Source organism: Streptomyces sp. NPDC087310 (genome assembly GCF_044744405.1).
Classification (GTDB): domain Bacteria; phylum Actinomycetota; class Actinomycetes; order Streptomycetales; family Streptomycetaceae; genus Streptomyces.
Window position 1 is genome coordinate 101,612 of record NZ_JBIUYF010000012.1, and the last position, 22,413, is coordinate 124,024.

At 70.5% G+C, this 22,413-nt stretch carries 24 protein-coding genes and 2 pseudogenes; 7 read left to right on the forward strand and 19 right to left on the reverse strand.

All coding sequences use genetic code 11. The features are described from left to right. Positions 1-179 precede the first annotated feature (179 nt). Entirely contained in the window at positions 180-1,016 is an 837-nt protein-coding gene (gene tsf, locus ACIO3P_RS36065) for a translation elongation factor Ts (RefSeq protein ID WP_329823016.1), read from the reverse strand. 93 nt (positions 1,017-1,109) lie between these two features. Further along, the gene (gene rpsB / locus ACIO3P_RS36070; protein WP_329823017.1) at positions 1,110-2,045 is read right to left on the reverse strand and encodes a 30S ribosomal protein S2; all 936 of its coding nucleotides are present in this window, start codon (positions 2,043-2,045) and stop codon (positions 1,110-1,112) included. A 405-nt stretch (positions 2,046-2,450) separates the two neighbouring features. Between rpsB and ACIO3P_RS36075 the strand changes: the two are divergent. Beyond that, a pseudogene (locus ACIO3P_RS36075) lies at positions 2,451-3,017 on the forward strand (peptidoglycan DD-metalloendopeptidase family protein); the annotation flags it as partial. A 172-nt stretch (positions 3,018-3,189) separates the two neighbouring features. On the opposite strand, the gene ACIO3P_RS36080 reads toward ACIO3P_RS36075, so the two are convergent. The 17 genes and pseudogenes from ACIO3P_RS36080 to ACIO3P_RS36160 all read right to left on the reverse strand — a co-directional run bounded on the left by ACIO3P_RS36080 (position 3,190) and on the right by ACIO3P_RS36160 (position 16,470). Beyond that, on the reverse strand, positions 3,190-3,747 hold the full coding sequence (locus ACIO3P_RS36080; RefSeq protein WP_329823089.1) for a TetR/AcrR family transcriptional regulator: 558 nt from the start codon (positions 3,745-3,747) through the stop codon (positions 3,190-3,192). A 61-nt stretch (positions 3,748-3,808) separates the two neighbouring features. Continuing rightward, positions 3,809-4,645, reverse strand: a complete 837-nt coding sequence (whiG, locus tag ACIO3P_RS36085) for an RNA polymerase sigma factor WhiG (protein WP_329823018.1) — start codon at positions 4,643-4,645, stop codon at positions 3,809-3,811. A 253-nt stretch (positions 4,646-4,898) separates the two neighbouring features. Then, positions 4,899-6,074, reverse strand: a complete 1,176-nt coding sequence (gene dprA, locus ACIO3P_RS36090; RefSeq protein WP_401855404.1) for a DNA-processing protein DprA — start codon at positions 6,072-6,074, stop codon at positions 4,899-4,901. Next, the gene (locus ACIO3P_RS36095; RefSeq protein ID WP_401855406.1) at positions 6,071-7,696 is read right to left on the reverse strand and encodes a YifB family Mg chelatase-like AAA ATPase; all 1,626 of its coding nucleotides are present in this window, start codon (positions 7,694-7,696) and stop codon (positions 6,071-6,073) included. The genes dprA and ACIO3P_RS36095 overlap by 4 nt, the downstream gene beginning before the upstream one ends. Further along, a complete protein-coding gene (locus tag ACIO3P_RS36100; protein ID WP_401855407.1) occupies positions 7,696-8,073 on the reverse strand; it encodes a YraN family protein in 378 nt (125 codons plus the stop codon). Before ACIO3P_RS36100 ends, ACIO3P_RS36095 begins: the two co-directional genes overlap by 1 nt. 143 nt (positions 8,074-8,216) lie before the next feature. After that, positions 8,217-8,525 carry a DUF2469 domain-containing protein gene (locus ACIO3P_RS36105; RefSeq protein ID WP_014675276.1) on the reverse strand — a complete coding sequence of 103 codons (309 nt, stop codon included), beginning with the start codon at positions 8,523-8,525 and terminating at the stop codon, positions 8,217-8,219. 54 nt (positions 8,526-8,579) lie between these two features. Next, on the reverse strand, positions 8,580-9,104 hold the full coding sequence (locus ACIO3P_RS36110; RefSeq protein WP_329823022.1) for an NUDIX hydrolase: 525 nt from the start codon (positions 9,102-9,104) through the stop codon (positions 8,580-8,582). Beyond that, the gene (lepB, locus tag ACIO3P_RS36115; protein ID WP_401855410.1) at positions 9,094-9,855 is read right to left on the reverse strand and encodes a signal peptidase I; all 762 of its coding nucleotides are present in this window, start codon (positions 9,853-9,855) and stop codon (positions 9,094-9,096) included. The genes ACIO3P_RS36110 and lepB (ACIO3P_RS36115) overlap by 11 nt, the downstream gene beginning before the upstream one ends. Positions 9,856-9,897: 42 nt before the next feature. After that, positions 9,898-10,818: a signal peptidase I gene (gene lepB, locus ACIO3P_RS36120; protein ID WP_401855452.1), complete on the reverse strand. Its 921-nt coding sequence runs from the start codon at positions 10,816-10,818 to the stop codon at positions 9,898-9,900. Further along, positions 10,715-11,804: pseudogene (gene lepB, locus ACIO3P_RS36125) on the reverse strand (signal peptidase I); the annotation flags it as partial. The pseudogene lepB (ACIO3P_RS36125) and the gene lepB (ACIO3P_RS36120), both read right to left, overlap by 104 nt. Next, complete coding sequence (gene lepB, locus ACIO3P_RS36130) at positions 11,797-12,477, reverse strand: signal peptidase I (protein ID WP_401978271.1); 681 nt, start codon at positions 12,475-12,477, stop codon at positions 11,797-11,799. The pseudogene lepB (ACIO3P_RS36125) and the gene lepB (ACIO3P_RS36130), both read right to left, overlap by 8 nt. A 412-nt stretch (positions 12,478-12,889) precedes the next feature. Then, positions 12,890-13,240, reverse strand: a complete 351-nt coding sequence (gene rplS, locus ACIO3P_RS36135) for a 50S ribosomal protein L19 (RefSeq protein WP_329823025.1) — start codon at positions 13,238-13,240, stop codon at positions 12,890-12,892. 129 nt (positions 13,241-13,369) lie between these two features. After that, positions 13,370-14,191 (reverse strand): tRNA (guanosine(37)-N1)-methyltransferase TrmD, encoded by an 822-nt coding sequence (gene trmD, locus ACIO3P_RS36140; protein WP_401855415.1) that lies wholly within the window; start codon positions 14,189-14,191, stop codon positions 13,370-13,372. Beyond that, positions 14,188-14,739 (reverse strand): ribosome maturation factor RimM, encoded by a 552-nt coding sequence (gene rimM / locus ACIO3P_RS36145; protein ID WP_329823027.1) that lies wholly within the window; start codon positions 14,737-14,739, stop codon positions 14,188-14,190. Before rimM ends, trmD begins: the two co-directional genes overlap by 4 nt. A gap of 157 nt (positions 14,740-14,896) precedes the next feature. Continuing rightward, positions 14,897-15,136, reverse strand: coding sequence for an RNA-binding protein (locus ACIO3P_RS36150; protein ID WP_329823028.1), 240 nt, complete (start codon positions 15,134-15,136; stop codon positions 14,897-14,899). 2 nt (positions 15,137-15,138) lie between these two features. Further along, a complete protein-coding gene (rpsP, locus tag ACIO3P_RS36155) occupies positions 15,139-15,585 on the reverse strand; it encodes a 30S ribosomal protein S16 (RefSeq protein ID WP_329823029.1) in 447 nt (148 codons plus the stop codon). A gap of 291 nt (positions 15,586-15,876) precedes the next feature. Next, entirely contained in the window at positions 15,877-16,470 is a 594-nt protein-coding gene (locus ACIO3P_RS36160; protein WP_329823030.1) for a hypothetical protein, read from the reverse strand. A gap of 542 nt (positions 16,471-17,012) precedes the next feature. On the opposite strand from ACIO3P_RS36160, the gene ACIO3P_RS36165 reads away from it, so the two are divergent. The 6 genes from ACIO3P_RS36165 to ACIO3P_RS36190 all read left to right on the forward strand — a co-directional run bounded on the left by ACIO3P_RS36165 (position 17,013) and on the right by ACIO3P_RS36190 (position 22,413). Next, complete coding sequence (locus ACIO3P_RS36165; RefSeq protein WP_329823031.1) at positions 17,013-17,906, forward strand: SAM-dependent methyltransferase; 894 nt, start codon at positions 17,013-17,015, stop codon at positions 17,904-17,906. A 169-nt stretch (positions 17,907-18,075) separates the two neighbouring features. Then, positions 18,076-19,014 (forward strand): GntR family transcriptional regulator YhfZ, encoded by a 939-nt coding sequence (yhfZ, locus tag ACIO3P_RS36170; protein ID WP_401855416.1) that lies wholly within the window; start codon positions 18,076-18,078, stop codon positions 19,012-19,014. Between the two features lie 134 nt (positions 19,015-19,148). Next, on the forward strand, positions 19,149-19,559 hold the full coding sequence (locus tag ACIO3P_RS36175; protein ID WP_329823033.1) for a transcriptional antiterminator: 411 nt from the start codon (positions 19,149-19,151) through the stop codon (positions 19,557-19,559). Beyond that, the gene (locus ACIO3P_RS36180; RefSeq protein WP_329823034.1) at positions 19,556-19,909 is read left to right on the forward strand and encodes a DUF2620 domain-containing protein; all 354 of its coding nucleotides are present in this window, start codon (positions 19,556-19,558) and stop codon (positions 19,907-19,909) included. The genes ACIO3P_RS36175 and ACIO3P_RS36180 overlap by 4 nt, the downstream gene beginning before the upstream one ends. A gap of 37 nt (positions 19,910-19,946) precedes the next feature. Continuing rightward, a complete protein-coding gene (locus ACIO3P_RS36185; protein WP_401855418.1) occupies positions 19,947-21,323 on the forward strand; it encodes a YhfT family protein in 1,377 nt (458 codons plus the stop codon). A gap of 49 nt (positions 21,324-21,372) precedes the next feature. Then, entirely contained in the window at positions 21,373-22,413 is a 1,041-nt protein-coding gene (locus ACIO3P_RS36190) for a phosphotriesterase (protein WP_401855420.1), read from the forward strand.

The following is a 22,413-nucleotide window of genomic DNA, read 5'->3' on the forward strand; positions in this document are numbered from 1 at the left end:
GGAGATCTCCTCGTGCACATACGAAGAAGGCCATTGCCGGGGTCCTTGCGGTTCCCTGTGCGGCAATGGCCTCCTCGTCAGATCTGCGGTCGCCCGGCCGCCTACGAAGTAATGCCGTCAGGCACACGCGAGCGACTGCCTCCGACCCTATCGGGGTCTTTGGTTGATCGCGTACGGACTCAGACGCCGACCTTGATGCGCGAGAAGCGCGTCAGGGTGACACCGGCCTCGTCCAGGATCTTCTGAACGGACTTCTTGTTGTCCTTCGCGAAAGCCTGCTCCAGAACGACGTTCTCCTTGAAGAAGCCGTTGACGCGACCCTCGATGATCTTCGGAAGGGCGGCCTCGGGCTTGCCCTCCTCGCGCGAGGTGGCCTCGGCGACGCGGCGCTCCTTCTCGACCGTCTCGGCCGGGACCTCGTCGCGGTTGAGGTACTTCGGCGCGAAGGCGGTGATGTGCTGCGCGACGTCCTTGGCGACCTGGGCGTCTTCCTTGTCCAGCTCGACCAGCACGCCGACCTGCGGCGGGAGGTCGGGCATGGTGCGGTGCATGTACGCCGCGACGTAGCCGCCGGTGAACTGCGCGAAGCGGTCCAGGACGATCTTCTCGCCGAGGTTCGCGTTCGCCTCGTCCACGTACGCCTGGACGGTCTTGCCGGCCTCGATCTCGGAGGCGAGCAGCGTGGCCAGGTCGGCCGGGGACGTCGCGGCGACGTGGGCGGCGAGCGTGTTGGCCACGGCCTGGAACTTGTCGCCCTTGGCGACGAAGTCCGTCTCGCACTTCAGCTCGAGGAGGACGCCGGAGGTCTTGTCGTCGGAGATGAGGGAGACGACAGCGCCGTTCTCGGCCGAACGGCCCTCGCGCTTGGCGACGCCCTTCTGACCCTTGACGCGGAGCGTCTCGACGGCCTTGTCGACACTGCCGTCGGCCTCTTCCAGGGCCTTCTTGCAGTCCATCATGCCGGCGCCGGTGAGCTCGCGGAGCTTCTTGACGTCAGCGGCGGTGAAGTTCGCCATGATCTGTAATTCTCTTTCGAAGGTCTGAAAGATCTACGGGTGAACGGCGGGGGCCGATGGGCCCCCGCCGTCAACTGCCGAACCTGGTGAAGGTCAGGCCTGCTCGGTGTCCGCGGCCGGGGCCTCGGCGGCGGGCGCCTCCTCGGCGGGCTTCTCGGCCTCGGCGGCCGGGGCGGCCTCGACGGTCTCGGCAGCCTCAGCGGCCGGAGCCTCGGTGGCGGCCTCGGCCGGCTTCTCGGCGTCGTCCTTCTTCTCGCCCTCAAGCAGGTCGCGCTCCCACTCGGCGAGGGGCTCGCCGGCGGCCTTCTCGCCCGGCTTCGAGTCACCGGTGGCGACGCCGGAACGGGCGATGAGGCCCTCGGCGACGGCGTCGGCGATCACGCGGGTGAGCAGGGTGACGGAGCGGATCGCGTCGTCGTTGCCCGGGATCTTGTAGTCGACCTCGTCGGGGTCGCAGTTGGTGTCGAGGATCGCGACGACCGGGATGTGGAGCTTGCGCGCCTCACCGACGGCGATGTGCTCCTTCTTGGTGTCGACGATCCAGACGGCGCTGGGCACCTTCTGCATCTCGCGGATACCACCGAGGGTCTTCTCCAGCTTGGCCTTCTCGCGGGAGAGAACCAGCAGCTCCTTCTTGGTGAGGCCGGAGGCGGCCACGTCCTCGAAGTCGATCTGCTCAAGCTCCTTCAGACGCTGAAGGCGCTTGTAGACGGTGGAGAAGTTGGTGAGCATGCCGCCCAGCCAGCGCTGGTTGACGTAGGGCATGCCTACGCGCGTCGCCTGCTCGGCGATGGCTTCCTGCGCCTGCTTCTTCGTACCGACGAACATGATGGAACCGCCGTGGGCGACGGTCTCCTTGACGAACTCGTAGGCGCGGTCGATGTACGACAGCGACTGGAGCAGGTCGATGATGTAGATGCCGTTGCGCTCCGTGAAGATGAAGCGCTTCATCTTCGGGTTCCAACGACGGGTCTGGTGACCGAAGTGGACGCCGCTTTCCAGCAGCTCCCGCATCGTGACGACGGCCATGGCCGTACTCCTTGAGGTACTCGGTTGTCGCGTCCGCCGGACGGCAGTCGCGCCTGACGCCTCGATTGCGCTGTGCCACGGGAAGAGCCCGAGACCGAGAAGCGCTGACATCGGCGCGAAGAGGCCGATGACGAGGCGTGCGAAGTCGACCCGGTGACCCGGATCGCCACAAGAAGTGTACGGGACCTTCGCACCCTCGGGTGACGGCGTTATCCACAACCGGTCAGTAGTCCACAGATCCGGTTCATGATCAGCGCGGTTCGGGGTTTCGGGTCCACGGTGTATCGCATGATCACCCATCGCGTCAGCCGCCGTTCCCTGTTCCCGCGCCTGCTCGCCCGCGCCGGAGCCCATGTCCGCAAGCCGTCCTTCACCCCTGCCCTCGCCATCGCCCTCACGCTCGCCGTGGGGCTGCTCTGGGCTCCTCACGCCTCCGCCGCCCCGACGCCCGCGCCGACCGGGACACCCGCTCCTTCCGAGCCCCCTCCCGACGCCCCGTCCACCGTTCCGCCCGACGTCCCCGACGGCCGCCGGTCCTGGCCGGTGGGCTCGCGGCCCACGGTGCTGCGCGGCTGGCAGCCGCCGGCGACGGGGTACGGGCCCGGTCACCGCGGCGTGGACCTGGGGGCGCCCGCGGGTGCGCCGGTACGGGCAGCCGCGTCGGGGCGGGTCTCGTTCGCTGGCCCCGTGGCGGGGCGTGGGGTGGTCTCGATCACCCTGCCCGGCACGGGCGATCCAGCGCTGCGCACCACTTACGAACCGGTGGAACCGCTGGTCAGGAAGGGGGACCAGGTCGTGGCGGGCCAGGTGGTCGGGGTGCTGGCGGCCGGCCCTTCCCACTGCCCGACGACCTGCCTCCACTGGGGGCTGCTACGGGGTGACACCTACCTGGACCCGCTGTCGCTGCTGCCGCCGGGCATGCTCCGCCGGGGCCCGTCCCGGCTGCTGCCGGTGCTCGGAGTGCCGGAACCGCCGGCATCGACGGTCACGCCTCCGAGGCCGAGGCGACCGGTGGGGACGACCGCGGAGTCGGTCCCGGCCGGTGGGTACAGCGCTCCGCACGGGGCGTACGGGTCGTACGCGCTGGTGCTGCTGGCGGTGGCGGTCCTGGCCCGCCGTCCGGGGCGCCGCGGGCCCGCCGGGTTCAGCCCCGTACGCCGCGCAGCGCCATGGCGACGGCCGCCTCGGCGATCTCCTGCGGGGCCTCGGCCGCACCGAGCTCGATACGGCGGACCGCCGCGTCCACCACGCCCTGGAGCAGCATCGCGGCCAGCCGGGGCTGCTCCTGGCCCAGTTCGGCCAGGGCTTCGACGATCATGGCGATCAGGCCGCCGTGCGCGGCACGGATCTTCTCCCGGGCGCCGGCGTCCAGCTCGCTCGCGGAGATGGCGACGACCGCGCGGTGGCGCCGGTCACCGACCAGGGCTAGCTGCTGCCGTACGTACGCCTCGATCTTGGCCTCGGGGGTGTCCGCACCGGCCATGGCCGCTTCGACCTCCGCCGCCCAGACCGGGAAGTCGACGGCGCACAGTTCCTCGACGACGGCGGCGCGCGAGCGGAAGTATTCGTAGACCGAGGACCTGGCGAGGCCCGTGCGCTCGGCGAGGGCGGGGAAGGTCAGCGCTTCCGTACCGCCTTCGGACAGGAGGGAGCGCGCGGCGTCCAGCAGGGCGCCGCGTTGCATGGTCCGGTGCTCGGCCACGGAGGCCGCTCGAATCCTTGGCACGCCTCCACTTTACGGATGCGATCGCGGCAGCACAGCCTCAGCGTCCGACGTCGGCCAGCTTGGCCCGCAGTTGGAGCACGGATTTTGTGTGGATCTGGCTGACCCTGCTCTCGGTCACACCGAGCACATTGCCGATCTCGGCGAGGGTCAGACCCTCGTAGTAGTAGAGCGTGACCACCGTTTTCTCGCGGTCGGGGAGGGTGTTGATCGCGCGCGCCAGCAACCGTCTCAGCTCGCGGTCCTCGGCGACCTCCACCGGATTGTCGGCGGCGGTGTCCTCCAGGGTGTCCATCAGGCTGAGCCGCTCGCCGCCCTCGCCGCCGACATGGAGGAGCTCCTCCAGCGCGACGACGTTCGCCAGGGACAACTGGCTGAAAACCGCGTGCAGTTCCTCCAGCGCGATACCCATCTCCGCGGCCACTTCCGCCTCGGTGGGGGTACGCCTGAGCTGGGCTTCCAGGGTGGCGTAGGCGCGCTCGACGGCTCGTGCCTTCTGCCGTACGGAGCGCGGGATCCAGTCCAGCGCCCGGAGTTCGTCGATCATGGCCCCGCGGATCCGGGTGATCGCGTACGTCTCGAACTTGATCGATCGCTCGATGTCGAACTTCTCGATCGCGTCGATGAGGCCGAAGACCCCGGAGGAGACGAAGTCCGCCTGCTCGACGTTGGCGGGCAGCCCGACACTGACCCGGCCCGCGACATACTTCACCAGCGGCGAGTAGTGGAGGATGAGCTGCTCGCGCAGCCGGCCGTCGCCCGTGGTCTTGTACGACCGCCACAACTCGTTGAGCGACGAGGGCGCGGGGGAACGCACGGCGCTCCGGGCAGCCGGGGGCGCTGCCGCGCGATCAGACCCGGAGGTGTGCTGGGGCATGCGTCGCCTTGAGCCGTTCTGCCGTGAAGTGCGGGGGACATCTCGCTGGACCGGAGTCCAGGTGAGCGTAGCGTGACTGAGGCGTCGCGCTGCGCGAGGTGTGGGCGGCCGGACCCGCCCCGGTGGATGCCGTCGGCCACGTATTCGATCGGGTGCCGACCCCGCCAGGTCCTGTCCGTGCACCGGCCCGATGCGAGTCGCCGGTAGCGGTTCGAGGATCATCCCTCTCACCTTTTCACCCGAATGCCCCAGGTCAAGCACCGCCTCGCCGCACGACCGTCCCCGGTGTGGTCCGGGAGGCCAACTGCCACCGGTCGCCGTGCCGTTCGACGAACCCCAACGAGTGGAGTTCGTACAGCCTGCCGAGCACCTCGTCCGCTGTCGTGCCCGCGTCCCGCGCGATCTCCCGCCCGTCGGCGGCGCCCCGGGCCGGCAATGCCTCAAGGACCCGCGCGCTGGCCGGATCGAGCAGATCCCTGGGGAGTACGGGGCCCCGGCGGGCCGGGGCCAGGTCTCCGATGTCTCCGACGAGTTCGACCACTTCGGCGGCGTCCGTGACCAGCACGCCTTCGCCGCGCAGCAGTTCGTGCACCCCTGCCGAGAGCCCGCTGGTGGCGGGCCCCGGGACGCCCATCGTGAAACGGCCGAGCCGCTGTGCGCAGCGCGCCGTGACGAGGGAGCCGCTGCGGTACTCCGCCTCCACCACGACGGTGCCCCGGGTGAGCGCCGCGATGACACGGTTACGCAGCACGAATCTGCTGCGGGTCGGATGGTCACCCGGGGGTAATTCACCGATGACCAGGCCCTGTTCAGCGATCCGGCCCACCAACTCGGCGTGGCCCGGCGGGTAGACCACGTCGACGCCGCAGGCGAGCACGGCCACGGTCGCCCCGTCGGCCGCCAGAGCGCCGCGGTGGGCCGCTCCATCGACGCCGAACGCGGCGCCCGAGGTCACCACCCAGCCGCGTTCGGCGAGACCGGAGCCGAGAGCGGCCGCCATATGTGCCCCGTACGGAGTACACGCCCGAGCTCCGACGACCGCGACGGAGCGCAGGGACCAGATCCGCAGATCCGGCCGGCCGCGGATCCACAGGCCGATGGGCCGGGCCGCGCCGAGGTCGTCGAGCTGGCTCGGCCACTCCGCGTCGCCGGGGCAGACGAACCGGCCGCCGATCGCCGTGATCGCCGACAGATCGCGCTCGGGCATGGCCCGCGCCGCCCGGGCACGGTAGCCGTCGAGCCGCCGCTCGGTTGCTCCGGCGAGCTGCCCGCGTACGGCGTCCTGGGCCCCGGCCGGTGAGCCGAGCAGGTCCAGCAGCCCGACGGCGCCCAGCGCGCGCAGCCATCGGCCGCCCTGTTCGTCGCCCGGTTCGAGGACCCGGGTGAGCGCGGCGCGCGCCAGTCGCTCCTGGGGGTCCACGTGGGTCATGAGACGTCTCCCGCCGCGGCCCCGGCGCCCCGGGCGATGCCCGTGCGCAGCTCCAGGGCGAGGTCCAGGTGGCGCGCTTCCGGCCGGTCGCAGCCGGCGAGGTCCGCGACCGTCCAGGCCACTCTCAGGACCCGGTCGAGACCGCGCGCGGTGAGCAGCCCGCGCTCCAGATCCCGTTCCGCGGCGCCGAGCGCTCCGGGGGCGACGGGCCAGCGGGTCCGCAGCTCATGGCCGGGGACTTCGCTGTTGACCGACCAGGGCGTGCCGTCCAGCCGGGCCGCGGACCGCGCTCTGGCCTCCCGTACCCGTGCGGCGACCGCCGCCGTCGACTCGCCCCGGCCGCCCTGCCCCAGGAGATCGGCCCGTCCGACAGGCTGGACATTCACCCGCAGGTCGACCCGGTCGAGCAGCGGCCCTGAGAGCCGTGACTGGTAGCGGCGGATCACCGAGGGCGGGCACTCGCATCCCGCGCCGTTCAGGGTGTGCCGTCCGCAGGGGCAGGGGTTGGCCGCGAGCACCATGAGGAAGCGGGCCGGCAGCCGCACCACCCCCGCGCTGCGTGCCACGACCACGTGGCCCGACTCCAAGGGCTGCCGCAGGGCGTCCAGTGCCCGTCCGGAGAATTCTGGCGCTTCGTCCAGAAAAAGTACGCCGCGATGTGCCAACGAGACCGCGCCGGGCCGTGGCAGCCCGTTCCCGCCACCGACCAGTGACTGCATGGTCGCCGAGTGGTGCGGTGCGCAGTACGGCGGTGTGTGCACGAGCGGTTCACCCGGTGGGAGGATGCCCGCCACCGAGTGGACCGCGGTGACCTCCAGGGATTCCTGGCCGGTCAGCGGCGGCAGAACGGCGGGCAGCCGCTCGGCGAGCATGGTCTTGCCCGCGCCTGGCGGCCCTTGGAGCAGCAGATGATGTCCGCCCGCCGCGGCCACCTCAAGGGCGGTACGGGCGGCGGCCTGGCCCGCCACGTCCGCGAGGTCAGGACGGTGTCCGCCACCCGCGGCGCCCGTGGCGAGTCCGGTGCCCACACCGGCACCGGGCACCATCAGTCCCGCCAGCATGGCGTCAGGACGGCCCTGCCCGGCCTCCTGCGGCTCGTCCGGGACCGCCTCGCCGGTCAGTACGGCGATGAGCTGGCGCAGGCTCCGTACCCCGAGGACGGAGACTCCCGGCACCAGGGACGCCTCGCCCGCGGTCTGCTCGGGGACGACGACCTGGCGGTACCCGGCCTCGGCCGCCGCGAGCACCGCGGGCAGCACCCCGCGCACCGGCCGGACCCGCCCGTCCAGGCCCAGTTCCCCGATGAGCACCAGATCGGCGATCACCTTGGGGTCGATACGCTCGGCCGCCCCGAGGACGGAGCAGGCGACGGCGAGATCGAAGCCGCTGCCGCTCTTGGGGACGGAGGCGGGGCTGAGCCCCACCGTGAGCTTCTTCTGCGGCCACTCCCCGCCGGAGTTGACGACGGCCGCCCTGACCCGGTCACGGCTCTCCACCAGGCTCTTGTCGGGCAGTCCGACCAGGGTGAAAGCGGCCACGCCGGGCTCCAGATCGGCCTGGACCTCGACGACCACACCCTCGACACCCACCAGCGCGACCGAACACGCACGCGCGAACCCCATCAGGCCACCCCCCGCGCGTGCTCGACCTCGGGGGCACCCCGTCGGGGCAGCACCACGCCGATCAGGTCGATCCGTACGCCGCCGGGCGGCGGTCCGCCGTGCCGGTCCAGCCAGCAGGCGGCGAGCCGCCTCAGCCGGTCGGCCTTCTCCGGAGTGACCGCGGCCATCGGGTGTTCGAACGAACCCGCTCTGCGGGTCTTCACCTCGCAGACGACCAGCGCCTCCCGGCCCTGTGCATCGCTGTCCCGGGCGACGATGTCGATCTCGCCCGTCCTGCCGCACCGCCAGTTGCGGGCGAGCACGATCATCCCCGCCGCGGCCAGCCGCCGCGCCGCGAGACTCTCGCCGTACCTTCCCAGTGCCCCCGTCGCGTTCATCTCGGCACCACCTCCGGCACCGACTCTGCCGCGATCTCCCGATACGAGTGGATCTTGGTGGAAAACCTATCGAGTGTGGATAACTCGCTCACCCGTCCGGGTGATCTCCGGGCCTTCAGGGCCGATGGCCGGCCTTACACGCTTCAGCCACCGGGCAGTTCGAGATCGCTCTTGTTCAGCTCCTCGATATTCACGTCCTTGAACGTGAGCACCCGCACCTGCTTGACGAACCTGGCCGGCCTATACATGTCCCAGACCCATGCATCTGCCATCGTGACCTCGAAAAACACCTCACCCTGGACCGAGTGCACCTGCATCTCGTAGTCGTTGGTGAGATAGAAACGACGCTCGGTCTCGATCACGTATTTGAACAGACCGACGACATCGCGGTACTCCCGGTAGAGCTTCAGCTCCATCTCGGTCTCGTACTTTTCGAGGTCCTCGGCGCTCATGGCATGTTCCCCTTCAGCCGTACGTTCCCCTATTGTGCTCCGGCCCCCGCGCCGCTAGACGTGCTCGGGCGCGAGGTCCACCGGCGTGTCCGGGGGACCCTCGTCGAGCAGCGTGCGCAGCAGCTCGGCGAGCCTGGTCGGATACACCGTCTCACGCGCCGCCGACAGTTCGGCGGAGGTCCACCACCTCAGCCCCGCGACGCTGCGTCGTTCCAGGTCGGTGAGGTCACCGAGGGAGGCTTCGGTCCGCGCCGTACGTGCCAGGAAGTACCACTCGTCCTGGTCCCAGCGGCGGCCGTCGAACGGGAAGGAGCAGACACGGCGCCACAGCACGGGCCCCAGCTCCACCTGTGTGATCCCCGTCTCCTCCGCCAGCTCGCGCAGCGCGGCCTCCTCTCGGCTCTCGTCGCCCTCCAGGCCACCACCGGGCGTGAACCACCAGCGGCGGTCGGGATCGCTCGGCTCATACCCGTGCATCAGCAGAATGCGGTCCTCAGGGTCGAGCAGCACCACCCGCGCCACCCTCCTGAGCGCCTGTGCCCGAGCGGCCTCCGCCCCGGAGCGGTCGTCAGGCGGCATGGGCGGACGCCCCCTCGCCACGGGGCTCGCTCCGGCGCCTCTTCGCGATCAGCCGTACGACCGGTGCGTACGCCGCGCCTCCGAAGATCAGGAGCGCGCCGCCCACCACGGCCGCGACGAGCGCTTGCAGCGGCCCGGGCGCGGACACGCCGCCCGGCAGCGTGGCGAAGGCCGCGGGCCGGCCGATCATGCCGCCCAGCGGCCAGGCCACGGCGTCCACGCGCGCGTCCACCGCCGTGCGCGGCACCGAGCCCTGCGTGGGGTCCTGGAGGTGGACGCGGGAGTCCAGGGAGCCGCTGCGCTCGTCGCCGAGCAGGAAGAGCTGGCCCTTGGGCACGCTCGCGTCGAAGTCGGTCGAGGAGGCCCGTCCGCCGAGCATGCCTTGTACGTACGGCTCCTCGACCGGTTTGCCGTTGACGGTCAGCCGGCCGGACGCGTCGCAGCAGGCGACCGTGTCGCCGCCGACGCCGACCACACGCTTGACCATCGGCAGGTCGCTCCATTCGGAGTCGGTGAAGACGACCACGTCCCCCCGGCGTATGTCGCCGGCGGAGATCCGCTGGGCCAGCACCCGGTCCCCCGCCTTCACGGTCGGGTCCATCGAGTCGGTGGGCACGGTGTACGGCCGGTACTCGACCGCCGCCCAGACGAACCCTCCGAGGAAGAGCACACAGCCGACGGCCACGGCCAGCCCCGACAGCGCACTGCCAAGGCGGCCGTGGCCGCTGTTCTTACGTTCTGTTGTGCTCATCCCAGCACTCCCCCCGTTCGGAGAACGATCTGGGACGGCACCCTACCCGGCGGTACTCCGGCGGGTCAGCCTCCTTCTGCGCCACAGCACGATCGGCACGGCTCCGGCCAGGGCGAGCGCTCCGGGCGTCGCGGCCGTCGCGACGGATGCCGCCGCATTCAGGCCGGACTGGTCGAACGTGCCGGGCACCGGGAGGAAGGACCAGCGGTTGACCGGCCAGGCGACGACGAAGGCGCGGCCCACGACGTCCGAGTTCTGGACCGTGCCGTTGCCGGGAAGCTCTTGGTGGTAGCGGGAGTCCAGCGAATTCTGCCGGTGGTCACCCATCACCCAGATGCTGCCCTTGGGCACCTTGATCGGACCGAACGGCTCGTCGTCACAAGGGGTGTTGCCCGGGTAGATGTAGTCCGTCTCGTCCAGCGCGTGGCCGTTGACGTTGACCTTTCCACCCTTTTTGCATTCGACCGTGTCGCCGCCGACCGCGATGACCCGCTTGATCAGGTCCTTCTCGTCGGAGGAGGGCATCAGCCCGATGAGGCCGAGGGCCCACTGCACCGCGTTCGGTTCGGGGGTCTCCGCGCCGTCCAGCCAGCCGCCCGGGTCGTTGAAGACGACGACCTCGCCGCGCTGCGGCTCGGAGCCGAACCACGGTGTGAGCTTGTCCACCAGCACCCGGTCGCCGCGCTGCAGGGTGTCCTGCATCGAGTCCGAGGGGATCGAGAACGCCTGGACGAGAAAAGCCTTGATCAGGAAGGCGAGAAGAAGCGCGATCCCGATCAGGAGGGGCAGTTCCTTCCAGAAGGAACGCGGCTTCCTCGGCGCCGTCGCGCCGCCTCCGTCCGGCCCGTCCCCGCCGTCGCCCCGCCGTTCCGCCGACTCGTCCGTCACGTCTTCGGGCGACTCGGCGAGCTGCTCGCGTCCCTCCTCGGGATCGTCGTGTCCGGATCGTGCGCCGACCGCCACATCCCCCACATCCACTCCTTACTCCGCGCGAATACTCTGTGTGATCGCCTGTCCCGAAGAAGGGACAGGCCCACCACTCCCATAACGAGCGGGAGTTCCGCAGGGGTCGGGAGCCGGACCAATCCGTTTCGATCCTGGGAAGACAGACTATTCGACGGTCCGGCCGCCGTGGTCGGCGCGGCACGCGCATCGGGTACGGAAGCGAAGGTCGACCGCTGCTCCAGTCCGCTCCAGTGGTCGAGCGGCCAGGCGATGACGACCGCGCGGCCCACGACCCCGGCCTCGGAGACCGTACCGCTGTACTCCTCCTGGAGATGAAAGCGGGAATCGGCCGAATTGGAGCGGTGATCGCCCATGACGAAGATGCGTCCGGCGGGGACCTGTACCTCGAAGGGGATCGTGGAGGGCGCGTTGCCGGGGTTCAGGTACTGCTCGGTGAGGGGCATGCCGTTGACGGTCACCTTGCCGTTGACGTCACAGCACTTGACGGTGTCACCGCCGACCGCGACGACCCGCTTGATCAGGTCCTTGTCATCCGCGGACGGCAGCAGCCCGATGGCGGACAGCCCTTCCTTGAGCTGCTTGACCACCACCGGGGAGTTGTCCGGCGGGGGCTGCTCGTCCTGGAGCCAGTTACCGGGGTCCTTGAAGACCACGACATCGCCGCGCTGCGGCTTGGAGCCGAACCAGGGGGTCAGTTTGTCCACCAGCACCCGGTCGCTGATCCTGATCGTCTGCTCCATGGATCCCGAAGGGATCACGAACGCCTGCACCAGGAACGTCTTGAGGACGACGGCGATCAGCAGCGCCACCGTGATCAGCAGCGGGATCTCCTTGGCCGCGGACCGGCTGCGGCGCCGCTTCACCTTCCTGGCGAGTTTGCGCCGCTCCGCGCGGCCCGGCAGCGCCCGCCCCGTGGTGGGTCTGGAACCGGTCGGCAGTCTGGTGTCGTATCCGTGATTGGCAGGACGCCCGCGCTTACCCATGGGCACCGCTCCCCGGGGCCGGGACCTCACGGAAGGCGTCTGTGGGCTCCAGGACGGCCCAGCGGCCCACGGGCCAGCCGATCCAGTCCGCCCTTCCGATCACTCTCTCCACGGGCACCATCCCGCCTCCCGGCTCTCCGAGATGATCCCGGGAGTCACGCGAATTACTGCGATGATCGCCCATCACCCACAGGGTTCCCTCGGGTACGACGATGTCGAAAGGCACGCGGGAGGGCGCGTCACCGGCGTACACATACCGCTCGTCAACGGCCCGGCCGTTCACTTCGACCCTGCCCCCCTTGTCGCAGCAGACCACACGGTCACCCCCCACACCGACCACGCGCTTGACGAAATCGGTCTCGGCGGGCTCGGCGAGTCCGAGGGCCGCGGCCGCCCCGTGCAGCAGCCCGGTGACGGGGTTCCCACCGGCCGGCTCCTGTACGAAGGAGCCGGTGCCGTCGAAGACGATCACGTCACCACGCTGCGGCGCGGTACCGAAACGGTACGCCAACTTGTTGACGAGCAAGCGGTCTCCGACACGGAGGGTGGGTTCCATCGAGCCACTGGGGATCAGAAATGGCTGGAGTACGAACGTGCTGAAGAGCAGCACGAAGACCGTGCAGAAGACGCCGAGGAGCCCCGTACGGCGCCAGGAGAGCCACGAGCTCCCCACCGTGCCCCGGCCCGTCGCGAGCCAGGGAGAACGCGAGAAGCGGGGGGGGGGGGGGGGCGGCGGGGGGGGGGGGGGGGGGGGGGGGGGGGGGGGGGGGGGGGGGGGGGGGGTGGGGTGGGGGGGGGGGGGGGGGGGGGTGTGGGGGGTGGGGGGGGGGGCTGCCCAACCCCGCCCCGCCCCCCCCCCCCCCCCCCCCCCCCCCCCGCCCCCCCGCCCCCGGCCCCCGCCCCCCCCCCGCCCCCGCCCCCCCCCCCGCCCGCCCGGGGGGGGGGCCCCCCCCCCCCCCCCCGCTTCTCGTGCTGTGCTTCGGTGTCCATCGGGGCCAGATCTTATCCGGCGGCCCTGTCACACCGGGCGTGAGAAGAGTCCCGGCCCTCGGCTTGAGAAGTCTCAGGCCCAGGACCGTGGGGGCTCAGCGGTCGCGCTTCTCCTTGATCTTCGCGGCCTTGCCGCGCAGCTCACGGAGGTAGTACAGCTTGGCGCGGCGGACGTCACCGCGGCTGACCAGCTCGATCTTCTCGAAGATCGGGCTGTGGACCGGGAAGGTGCGCTCGACGCCGACGGAGAACGAGACCTTGCGGACCGTGAAGGTCTCACGGACGCCCGAACCCTGGCGGCGGATGACGACACCCTTGAACTGCTGGATACGGGAGCGGTTGCCCTCGATGACGCGTACGTGGACGTTCACGGTGTCACCGGGGCGGAAGGCGGGGAGGTCGCTGCGGAGCGACGACGCGTCGACGGAGTCGAGCAGGCTGGCCATGAAGGTCTGCTTCCTCGCTGATGCCACAGGTCATCAGCGGATGATCGGGAGAGAGTATGAGTGCCGTTCGCGTCGGGCGGGCGTCGGTCCCCCTGTGGCAGGGGCGCACACCGGACGTACAGCAGCGGCCTATTCTTCCACGTCGTCGGGCCTGCGCCAAAATCGGCCACCGGGCTCCGGCGACCAGCCCAGGATGGAGAGCGTTTCCCGGTCCTTCTTGTCGAAGGCGGCGGGGTCGCACCGTTCGATCAGATCGGGCCGGTTGAGCGCCGTACGCCGGAACGCCTCGTCGCGGCGCCACCGGGCGATCTTCCCGTGGTGGCCGCTGAGCAGGACGTCCGGGATGCCGCGCCCGCGCCACTCGGGCGGCTTCGTGTAGACGGGCCCCTCCAGCAGATCAGCCATCGCGCCGGGGGCGAACGAGTCGTCGCGGTGCGACTCCGCGTTGCCGAGCACGCCGGGCAGCAGCCGGGCCACGGCCTCGGTGATCACCAGGACCGCGGCCTCGCCGCCGGCCAGCACGTAGTCGCCGATGGACACCTCGACCACGGGGATCCGCGTCGCGTATTCGTCGATGACCCGGCTGTCGATGCCTTCGTAGCGGGCGGGAGCGAAGAGCAGCCAGGGACGCTCGGAGAGCTCCACGGCCAGCTTCTGGGTGAAGGGGCGGCCACTGGGCGTGGGAACGACCAGGACGGGGCCGTACGCGCCCGCCTCATAGCCGTCCGCAAGGGTCTCGTCGAGGGCGTCACCCCAGGGGCCGGTCTTCATGACCATGCCGGGGCCACCGCCGTAGGGCGTGTCGTCGACCGTGTTGTGCCGGTCGTACGTCCACTCCCGCAGGTCGTGCACGTGTACGTCGAGGCGTCCGCGCGCCCGGGCCTTGCCGACGAGCGAGACGTTCAGCGGTTCCAGGTACTCCGGGAAGATCGTGAGGACGTCGAGCCTCATCGGTCGTCGGCCTCTCCACCGCCGGGCACGATCTCCGCCCGGTCGTCGATCAGCCCCGGCGGCGGGTCGATCACGGCCCGCTGCTCGGTCAGATCGATCTCGGTGACGATCTCCTCCACGAAGGGGATCATGACCTCGCTGCCGTCGGGCCGTTCCACGATGAACAGGTCCTGCGAGGGCAGGTGTGTGATCTCGGTGATCCGGCCGACCTCGGTGCCGTCGGTCAGGACGACGTCCAGGTCCATCAACTGATGGTCGTAGAACTCTTCCGGATCCTCGGGAAGCTCCTCCGGGTCCACCTCGGCGATCAGGAGGACGTTGCGCAGGGCCTCGGCGCCCGTACGGTCCCGCACTCCGGCGAAGCGCAGCAGCAGCCTGCCGCTGTGCACCCGGCCCGTCTCGATCGTCAGCGGCCCGGTCGACGCCGGTTCCGTGGCGAGGACGGCGCCGGGACCGAGCCGTACCTCGGGCTCGTCCGTACGCACCTCGACGGTGACCTCGCCCTTGATGCCGTGGGCGCGGCCGATCCGCCCGACTACCAACTGCACTGCCAAGCCCGCCCTCTGTGCGGCTGAACCGCCGCCCGCTCCCGCGGACGTGGTCGCTCGCCGTCGTGGTTGCTCCATTGATGTTTCTGGTACCAGCACGCAAACACGGGCCGGGAAGGCGGATGCCCTTCCCGGCCCGTGCCGGTGTTCTGGTGTGTCAGCGGACCTGGTCCACGTCGACGAGGTCGACGCGGATGCCACGGCCGCCGAGGGCGCCCACGACCGTCCGCAGCGCACGCGCGGTGCGGCCGTTGCGGCCGATCACCTTGCCGAGGTCGTCCGGGTGGACCCGGACCTCCAGCACCCGGCCGCGGCGCAGGTTGCGCGAGGCGACCTGCACTTCGTCCGGGTTGTCGACAATGCCCTTCACGAGGTGCTCGAGAGCCTCCTCGAGCATGCTCAGGCCCCGGTCGACTCGGCGGCGGCCGAAGACTCGGTCCCGGCTTCGTCGGCCTTCTTGTCTGACTTCTTGGCCTTCTGAGTGATGGCCTCGCCCTTGGGCTCGTCGCCGGCGTCCTTCGCGGCGGCCTCGAAGAGGGCGCGCTTGTCGGCCTTCGGCTCCGGCTGGAGCAGCGGCGCGGGGGCCGGAAGGCCCTTGTGCGCCTGCCAGTCACCGGTGAGCTTGAGGATCGCGAGAACCGGCTCGGTCGGCTGGGCGCCGACGGACAGCCAGTAACGCGCGCGGTCCGAGTCGACCTCGATACGCGACGGGTTCTGCACCGGGTGGTACAGACCGATCTCCTCAATGGCCCGGCCGTCACGGCGGGTACGGGAGTCGGCGACGATGATGCGGTAGTGAGGCGAACGGATCTTGCCCAGACGCTTCAGCTTGATCTTGACTGCCACTGGAGTGGTGTCTCCTGGTCTTGACGTGGTTGGGCACAGCGGGATGCCGCGTGGGGTTGCGGTACCCGATCTGCCCGATGGACGCGTCAGCCGGAGGAGAGAGGGGTCCTGTGCGACTGTCGAGTACGGCTGGCCATTCTGCCACACCCCGGCACCGGGGTTGACCCGGCCGGGGCACGGCCTGCTGCGCACGGCTCCGGCCCCGTGGATGACGGAGCAGTGCCGCGGATACGGGTCGCCGCCCCGGCGGCATGAAGGCCGCCGGGAGCCCGCGGGGTGCCGGCGAGCGCCCTAGCTCGCGGCGGCGACCACTTCCGGGATACGGAACGGTTTGCCGCAGCCGCCGCAGACGATCGGGGCCTGGGCGAGGACCGACGGGACGACGCGCACATTCCGGCCGCAGTCGCAGACCGCCTTGACCCGCACCCCACCGCCGGACGAGCCGTGCCGGGCGGCCGGGCCGCGGAAGCTGCGCTTGGTGTCGGCGGCCGTCGCGACGGTGTGCGCCTTGAGGGCACGCTGGAGCCGCTCCATGGTGGGGCGGTACCGGCGCTTCGCCTCGGGGCTGAGCGCGACCAGGGAGAAGCCGCTGCTGGGATGCGGCTCCTCCGGATGATCGAGACCCATCTCCTCGGCGATCGCAAGGAATCGGCGGTTGTGGTAGCGGCCCGCGCGCGAGGTGTCGCGGACACCTCTGGCCGCGGCGATGCCATGGACCGCTTCGTGAAGCAGTCGTTCGAAAGAGAGCTCGGCGCCGCAGGCGGACGACGACTCTCCGATCAGGGACTCTGGCGCGGCAAGATCCGGCAGCTCGGGGTGGGACCGCTGAATGTCGGCCCACGCCTGTGCCAGCTCTGCGGCGAGAACAGGTGGTGTCGTGCTCACGTCGTGAATAACGAGCCGGATCCCTCCCGGGTTCCATTACGGGGCATCACAAATAATTTGCACGTACCCGTCAGTTGCCATTGATGCGTCCTGACGAGGGCGGGTGCGTCGATCTGCGGAGAAGGCTCACAGCTCATACCAAGGTGGTACGTAGCGTTGGATACGCATCGACGCGTAGACGATCTACGTCTACCCCAACCACGACGGCGACAGTACCGGGGCGGACACCTGCTTCCCGCAACGCCCCCGCGGATGCGCCGACGCCCCGAATGGCTCAATCGGGGCCGGGCCGCGCACCGCTCGGCCACCGGCCCGCTCGACCGTCCTGCTCAGATCCTGGTACCCGTTCCGGAGCCGGGAACAGGAATCGGCCATGCACGCGGGGGCGTACGCCCGGGGCACGCACGCTTTGCCCGTCACCCACTGGACGCGGGCACGGATGGGGAGTTCCCTGACATACGGGGGGTGTGTGTTCACACGTACACGGGGGGGGGCTGCCAAACAGGGTACGAACGACCTCTCGGCGGATTGGGGCGCTATCCATGACACGTACGCTCGTCCAGCATCATCAGCTCCCTTCGGGCACAGCCACGGATCCGGCGCTCCCCGTGACACCGGAGGCGGGCACGCGCGCCCGCGACTGGGCCGAGATCCAGGAACGGATGCTGGTGCCGCTCTACGAAGCGGTGTACGAGCGCCTGGAGGTCCGCGCCGGGACCCGGGTGCTCGGTCTCGGCTGCGGCTCAGGGCTCGCCCTGCTGCTGGCCACCGCGCGGGGCGCGCGCGTGACCGGTGTCGAAGCGGACGGGGAACGGCTGGCACTGGCCCGTGAGCGGCTGCTCGCGGAGGACGGAAGGGACGGAGCAGGGCACCGGCCGGGCGACACCGGCTGCCGGGCACTGCTGCCCGCCGACCGGATGGCCGACGCCGCCGCGGGACCCGACCGGGCCGGGTACGACCTGATCACCGCCTTTCAGCCCATCGGCTCCGTGGCGGGTGACGCGAAAGGGCTCGATCCCGCCCTCAGAACAGCGATACCGCTGGCCGGGCGCGGCACTCCGGTGGTACTGGCCGGCTGGGGTCCGCCGGAGCGCTGCGCCACGGACGCGGTGCTGCGTGTCGCGGGCCGGCTGGCGGACCGGCTGCGCAAGGGTGCCCGGCGGCCCGCGTACCGGGACGATCTGGAGGATGTCGCGGCGCGAGCCGGGCTGAAACCGGACGGTTCGGGACGGGTGGCCTGCCCGTTCGGGTACGCGGACCAGCAGAGCGCGGTGCGCGGGCTGCTGTCGACCGGGGTGTTCGACGGTGCGATCCGGGCGACCGACCGGCGGCAGGTGGAGAAGGAGATCGGCGAGGCGCTCCATCCGCATCTGCGGCGGGACGGCACGGTCTGGATGCCGAACGTCTTCCGGTATCTGATCGCCCGTACGCCCTGACGGGGCGAGCACGCAAGTGTGGCGGGCCGCAGGACATCGCCGCCCGGCGGCCGTTGGCGGTGACGCGGTCGGCGGCGAGCGGCGGGCGCCCTGCGGCGAAATGGCGTGTGGACGCCAAGATGCGGCGGGACGCTTGCCAGTATCCAGAATCCTGTTTACTGTCATTTGCGTGACAGACTTCGACGAGCGTTTCCTGACCCGCAACGGCCTCGCGGCCCGGCAGCTCGCGGTGCTCCTGCTGAACCACGAGCCGGACACCCGGCTGCCGCGCGTCCGTGACTTCGCCGTGGAACTGGGCGTCGGGAACGGCACGGTGCAGGCCGCGCTCCACCTTCTGGAGAGCGCCGGCGCCATCGAGACGACGGCGCGGGGCCACCTGGGCACGTTCCTCGTCCGCGCCGACCGCTCGATACTCTGGCGGCTCTCCGGGCTGGGCACCCTGCTCGCCGCCATGCCACTGCCCCACTCCCGTCGTTACGAGGGGCTGGCCACCGGGCTGCGCTCCGCCTTCGAGGAGGCCGGGGCACCCTTCGCGATCACCTTCATGCACGGTGCGGACGCCCGCACCACCACACTGCTCGAAGGCAAGGTCGATCTCGTGGTGCTCTCCCGCTTCGCCGCCGACCGGCTGATCGAGGAGTATCCGGTCGAACTCGTCGCGGACCTCGGCCCGATCACCTATGTCGGGGCGCACGGCATAGTGCTGCGGCACGGCTCGGACCTGGAGAGCCCCGGGCTGCGCGTCGCCGTCGACCACACCTCGGAGGACCAGCGCATACTCGCGGAGCGCACGTTCGCGGGGCGGGACGACATCGAGTGGATCGAAGCCTCGCGCACCCAACTGCGCGAGCTGTTCGAGCACGACGAGGCCGACGCCACCGTCTGGAACCTGGACGAGGCGCAAGGTCTGATCGGTACGGACGTGGATGTCCTGCCGCTCGACGACGAGATCACGCGCGACCTGTCGCGGCGCAACTCCAGCGCGGCGATCATCAGCAGAACGGAGGGGGCGAAGGCGCTCGGCGCCGTTCGCGCATCCCTCGACCTGTCCGTCATCACCGCACTCCAGGCAGAGGTACTGCGCGGCGAGCGCACGCCCTCGTACTGACCGGCCACACGTCCGAGCGCCTCCGGCCACCCAGCCAATCGATCCACAAAATACAAAATACTGGTTACTGTTCTATCCACTTGTCCGTTTCGCGTGATCCGTTCACGTGATCCGTAGGAAGGAGAAGGAGCGTCATGGACGACCAACTCGCCCTCCGTATCCAGCTCTTCCGTGAGACCCGTCAGGTCAGTCCCGAGGTCGCCCTGTTCGTCGCTGCGGAGCTGGACGCCCTGGCCGCCGAGGGCCTCACCGTCACCGAGGACACGGCCGGGGTGCTCACCAGCCATCTGATGGCGGCGCTCACCCGGCTGCTGGACGGCGCACCGATCGAGGCGTTCCGTACGGATGAACAGGTCGCGGCCGAGCTGGCCGGACACCCCGAGGCGATCGCCCGGGCGCGCGCCATGGCCCTACGAGCCGAGAAGGCACTCGGTACCCCGCTGCCCGGCTCCGAGGTGAACTTCCTGGGCCTGCATCTCGCCGTGCTCGCGGAGAACTCCCCTCCTACCCGGCACCACACGTCAGAGCGAAGGAGTCAGTCATGAAGATCCTCACCGGCGGCGTCGGCAAGACCGAGGTCACGGACACCGTCTCGCGGCTCGGCCTCGACGGCCTGGAGATCGTGGTCTCCAACGACATGGATGCCGCGATGAAGCTCCGGGCCGGCCAGGCCGACTACTACCTGGGCACCTGTCACACCGGCGCCGGTGCCTCGCTCGGCATCCTCGTCGGGCTGCTGGGCAGTCCCCTGTGCCACACCTTCGGCCGCTCCGTGCCGACGGAGGAGCAGGTGGCCGCGCTGCTCTCGGACGGCAAGAAGGTCTTCGGCTTCGCCGTCGACCAGATCGACGTGCTCGCCCCACTCATGGCCCGCGCGATCGCGGCGCGCGGCTGACCCCGACGATCTACCGGACCGCAGAGGAGACCTCCCTGTGCACACCGTCCTCGCAGCCAGTACCCGTCTGGATCTCTCGCTGACGCAGAAGCTGTTCGTGATAGCCCTGTGCGCGCTGACCGCCTTCGTCTCCCACCTGGCGCTGGCCGTCTTCAACGACGGCGTACGCCCCTTCATGCTCGACTTCATCCAGGGCCGCGCCAAGCGCTCCGCCACCACGGCGGTGTCCTTCGGACTCTCGGCCGGCTTCATCTTCGGGCTCGGTGCGCCCATGGCCCTCGCCAGCGGCGTGCTCAACCCCTGGTTGCTCTTTCTCCCCACCGACATCCTGGGCATCCTTGCTCCCAGGGCGTGGATCGCATCGCTGCTGGGCGGCGTCTGGGGTGCGGTGGTCGTCTTCGGTCTCGACGGCGCCAATGACCTGGCGCACGATCTGCCCGTCGACTTCCTGACCGCGATGCAGCAGATGTCGACTCCGATCCTCTTCCTGTTCACGCTCTTTCCGGTGCTCGCCATCACCAGACAGTTCGGTCGGCCGCGCGGCGCTTTCGCGGCCGTGCTGGAACTGGCCCTGGTCATCATGACGATGAAGCTGTGGCCGAAGGTCTTTCCCGGTTCGCTCGCGATGGCGGCGGGAGTGCTGCTGCTCATCGGATTCGCCGTCAGGAAGGACCTGCTCCAGCGGAAAGAGGAGCGGGCCCAGGAACGGCGGCAGCCGCAGGGGCAGGGGAAGCGGCTGGAACAGGGGCAGGAGCGGGAGGACACCGGGGACGATCCGATGGTCTCCCTGTTCAGCGGCAGCGCCCTGCGGCTGCGCCGCCATCTGCCGCTCTTCATGGTGCTGGGCGCTGGAGTGTGTGTCCTGGCGCAGATGCACATATTCGGCGGCGGGGAGGCGACGAGCTTCCTGATCGCCAAGGGGCAGTACAGCGAAGCCGCCCAGGTCGACTTCTACCGGGTGTTCGGCTTCGTCCCGCTGATCGCGACGACCGCGCTCGCCTCCGGCGCGTACGGCATCGCCGGGTTCACGCTCGTCTATCCCCTCGGTTATCTGCTGCCGGACCCGTTCCTCGCGGCGGTCGTCGGCGCCGTGGTTCTCGCCCTCGAAGTGCTGGCGCTCTCCTCCGTCGGGAGGGTCCTCGGCAAACTCCCGTCCGTGCGCGACTCCTCCGAGCATCTACGCGCCGCGATCACGGAGACGCTGGGGCTGGCCATCCTCTTCGGCTCTCTGCTCGCGGCGCAGGTGATGGGCGGCGGCCTGGCCATCCTCGTCGTCGGCGGGCTCTATCTCCTCAACGAGGCGATGGGCAGACCGGTGGTGCGGATGGCGGCGGCGCCCGCCGCGGTCGTCGTCGGCGGTGTCCTGCTCAACCTCCTCCACTGGCTCGACCTGTTCACCCCGCTGAAGAGTTGATGCCCTGCGTCCCGGCGCGGACGGACCCGTCAGGAAGGCACCCGTACCCATGCGTCCCCCACTCCCCACTTCGTTCTCCGACCCGCCACATGTCCTCACCGTCGCCGGGCCGCTGTCCGTCTCCGCCGTGCGCGGGCCGGCGCTCGCCCATGAGCATCTCGTGCTCGATCTCGACCGTACGGGCGACGGCGCCGCCGTCCTGGAAGCCGGGCGCCACCGGTCGGCCGTCGTCGCCGAACTGGCCGCGTTGCGGGCGGAGTTCGGGCTCGCCCTGGTCATCGAGCTGACCTGCCGGGGCATGGGCCGCGATCCGCGCGCCCTGGTGCGTATCGCTGAGGAGTCCGGTATCGCGGTGGTCGCCGCCACCGGTTGGTACTACGAGCCGTTCCACCTCCGGGAGACGGGAGAGGCGAGCGTCGCGCGGCTCACGGAGATCCTGGTGCGGGAGATCGAGGACGGCATCGGGGCGAGTGGTGTCCGTCCTGGCGTGCTCGGCGAGATCGGCAGCCACGGCGACCGGCCGAGCGGGCGCGAGAGCCGTGCGCTGCTCGCCTCGGCCCATGCCGCGCGCGCCACCGGCCTGTCGCTCGCCACCCACGCCCAGCTCGGCCGCGGCGGGCTCGCCCAACTGGAGCTGCTCACCGGCACGGGGCTGCCCCCGCACCGGATCTCGATCGGCCATCAGGACCTGCTGGACGATCCAGGCGTCCACCGTGAGCTCGCGGCGAGCGGCGCGTACGTCGCGTTCGACACCGTGGGCAAGGAGCGCTACCAGAGCGACGACACCCGATTGCGGCTGCTGCTGGCCCTGCTGGACGCGGGGCACGCCGACCGGGCCCTGCTGAGCTGCGACATCTCCCGCCACAGCTATCTGGCGGCCGAGGGCGGCCAGGGGTACGGGCATCTCTTCCGCTCCTTCCTGCCGGAAGCACGCGCGGCGGGCGTGGACGACGGCCTGATCGACCTGATGACACGCCGCAACCCCCTGCGCTTCCTGACCGGCGCCGACACGGACGAAAACCCGCGCACGGCCACCGAGACCGACACCGACACCGCCCGCGCCGCGGGCACCGACGCCGAGGAGATCTGA